The organism is Hydrogenophaga sp. (assembly GCF_041633695.1).
GTDB lineage: Bacteria > Pseudomonadota > Gammaproteobacteria > Burkholderiales > Burkholderiaceae_C > Hydrogenophaga.
The window spans coordinates 1-2759 of the sequence record NZ_JBFJMY010000508.1 but is presented as its reverse complement, the minus strand read 5'-3'; the positions used below and the strand labels follow the sequence as shown (position 1 = coordinate 2759).

The 2759-nt window shown below is 62.5% G+C and carries 3 protein-coding genes; all 3 read right to left on the bottom strand.

The window, feature by feature from the left end; all coding sequences use genetic code 11:
- Nucleotides 1–140: aldehyde dehydrogenase (locus ABYB95_RS20875; RefSeq protein ID WP_169801569.1), on the bottom strand; the 140-nt coding region annotated here is incomplete at its 3' end.
- 89 nt (nt 141–229) lie between these two features.
- On the bottom strand, nt 230–895 hold the full coding sequence (locus tag ABYB95_RS20870) for an HAD-IA family hydrolase (RefSeq protein ID WP_372661416.1): 666 nt from the start codon (nt 893–895) through the stop codon (nt 230–232).
- 20 nt (nt 896–915) lie between these two features.
- The coding region (gene tkt, locus ABYB95_RS20865; protein ID WP_372661413.1) for a transketolase at nt 916–2759 on the bottom strand (1844 nt) is incomplete at its 5' end.

Here is a 2759-nt window from a genome sequence, read left to right as displayed (position 1 = left end):
TGAAGCATGTAGGCCAGGTAGTCGGGTTCGAGCAGGTCGTTGATGGCGACGACTTCGATGTCAGAAAAGTTCTGGATCGCGCTGCGCAAGACGTTGCGCCCGATGCGGCCAAAGCCGTTGATACCGATTTTGATGGTCATGGGTTTCTCCAATAGTTAAAAAAATGCTGCGCGCGCGGCTCGGCTCGAATCGCACGCGCGGGGCGCTACCGAGCAGGCCACCGGATGGATCAACACGGGCTCGCCGGGTCGGCCAGCAAGGCCGAAATATTGGCGATCACACGATCGGGGTGGCATGCCTCGATGGGCTGGCCCATGTTGTAGCCATAGGGGAGCGCCCAGACCGCAACACCTGCGTTGCGCGCGGTGGCCACGTCGATGGAGGAGTCACCCACAAACAACGCACGATCCGGGCGCACTTTCCATTGCGCTAGACAGCGCTGGACACCCGCCGGGTCGGGCTTCTTGGTCTCCAGCGTATCGCCGCTCAGAACGCTATCCAGCAGCGGCTCCAGGCCATGGACTTCCAACACCGTGGCGGTATAGCGCCCCTCCTTGTTGGTCACCAGGGCCAGCTTCACGCCCAGTTCGCGCAATGCGGTCAAGGTCTCGCGGACCTCGGGGTACAGGTGGCTGCGGGTGCCGCAACGCCGCTGGTAGTTCCGATCAAACTCGGCCGCGATCAGGGGCAAGCTGCCGCTGTCACGCACGGAGGCGACATCCGTCTTGACCGAAAACGCCAGCGCTTCGATCAAGAGGCTGCGTGTGCCGTGCCCGATCCAATCGTTCACCTGTTGCTGCGAAACTTCCGGCAGCTCAAAGCGGCGCAGCGTATCGTTCACGGCGTCGGCGATTTCGGGCGCGGTTTCTACCAGCGTGCCGTCCAGGTCGAACATGACCAAATCAAATGCCCGCGTCATGCTGGTGACACCCGTGATCGCACCGCGTCCACCACGGCCTCGGCGGTGATACCGAAATAGGTGTACAAATCTTTGGCCGGCGCCGATTCCCCAAAGCTGCTGATGCCGATGACAGCGCCTGAGCGCCCCACGTATTTGCGCCAAAAATCGGGATGGGCTGCCTCGATGGCCACCGCTGGCCAAGTCGGCGGCAACACCGAAGCCTGGTAGCTGGCAGACTGCCGATCGAACACATTCGAGCAAGGCATGGACACCACCCGAGTGCGTATGCCCAATGCCGTCAGCGCCGCCTGCGCCTCTATCGCCAGCGAGGTTTCTGAGCCGGTGGACAAGATCACGGCTTGCGCACCCGGCATGTCTGACAACACATAGGCACCACGCCGTATGCGATCCACCATGCGTGCATCGGTCAACGGTGGCAGATTCTGGCGCGACAGGCACAAGGCACTCGGCCCATCGCTACGCTCCACCGCACAGGCCCAGGCTACCGCAGTCTCCAGTCCGTCAGCGGGACGCCATACGTCCAACCCAGGGATGATGCGCAAGGAGGGAATGTGCTCCACGCTCTGGTGGGTCGGTCCGTCTTCTCCCAGGCCGATGCTGTCGTGCGTGAACACGTGGACGACGCGTATCTTCATCAACGCGGCCATGCGGATGGCATTGCGGCTGTAGTCGCTGAAGGTCAAAAAGGTGCCTCCGTAGGGGATATAGCCACCATGCAGTGCCATGCCGTTCATGATCGCCGCCATGCCGAATTCGCGCACGCCGTAGCTCAGGTGGTTGCCCCAGGTGTCGCGACCTGCCTTTTTGCAGCCTTTGAAATTGGTGAGATTCGAGCCGGTCAGGTCCGCGCTGCCACCGAAAAACTCCGGCACCAATGGCGCCAGGACGTCCAGCGCGTTTTGACTGGCTTTGCGGGTTGCGAACGCCTCGGGTCGGGCAGCGACGTCGGCCAACAGCGCGGGCAAAGCATCGGCCAGCGCGGGCAGCAAGTCGCCCCGCATGCGGCGCTCAAATTCAGCGGCCTGGCCAGGGTACAAAGTTCGATAAGACTCAAAGCGCACACGCCAGGCACGTTCGGCGTCCCGTCCCCGCTCCAGCGCGTTCCACGCCTTGACCACGGCGGTCGGCATTTCAAAAGGCTCCGCCAACCAGTCCAGAGCTGCGCGCGTGGCCGCAACTTCGGCCGAGCCCAATGCGGCACCATGCACCTCGTGTGTGCCGGCCTTGTTGGGCGAACCACTGCCGATCACCGTCTTGCAGCAAATCAAGGTAGGTTTGCCGTTCGGCAGATACGCCTGTGCCTTGGCGGCGTGGATGGCCGCGTCCACGGCGGCGGCATCGTGCCCGTTCACATCGGCGATCACATGCCAGCCATAGGCTTCGAAGCGCTTGGGCGTGTCGTCGGAGAACCAGGCTTGCACATGGCCGTCGATCGAAATGCCGTTGTCGTCGTAGCACACGATCAGTTTCGACAAGCGCAGCGTGCCAGCCAGCGAACAGGCTTCGTGGCTGATGCCCTCCATCAGGCAGCCATCGCCCACAAAGGCATAGGTGAAGTGGTCGACGATGTGGTGCTCAGTCCCGTCTTGATCGTGGTTGAACTCGGTGGCCAGCAGTTTTTCAGCCAAGGCCATGCCCACGGCGTTGCTGACACCCTGCCCCAGCGGTCCGGTGGTGGTTTCCACGCCCGGCGTGACGCCGAACTCCGGATGGCCAGCGGTCTTGCTGTGCAGTTGGCGAAAGCGCTTCAGTTCGTCCATTGACAAGTCGTAGCCGGTCAGGTGCAGCAGCGCGTAAATCAACATCGAGCCGTGACCGTTGGAGAGCACAAAGCGGT

Bases quoted from the DNA above. Each gene is read 5' to 3' on its own strand.
- ABYB95_RS20870 (WP_372661416.1), bottom strand. From the start codon at position 895: ATGTTCGACCTGGACGGCACGCTGGTAGAAACCGCGCCCGAAATCGCC.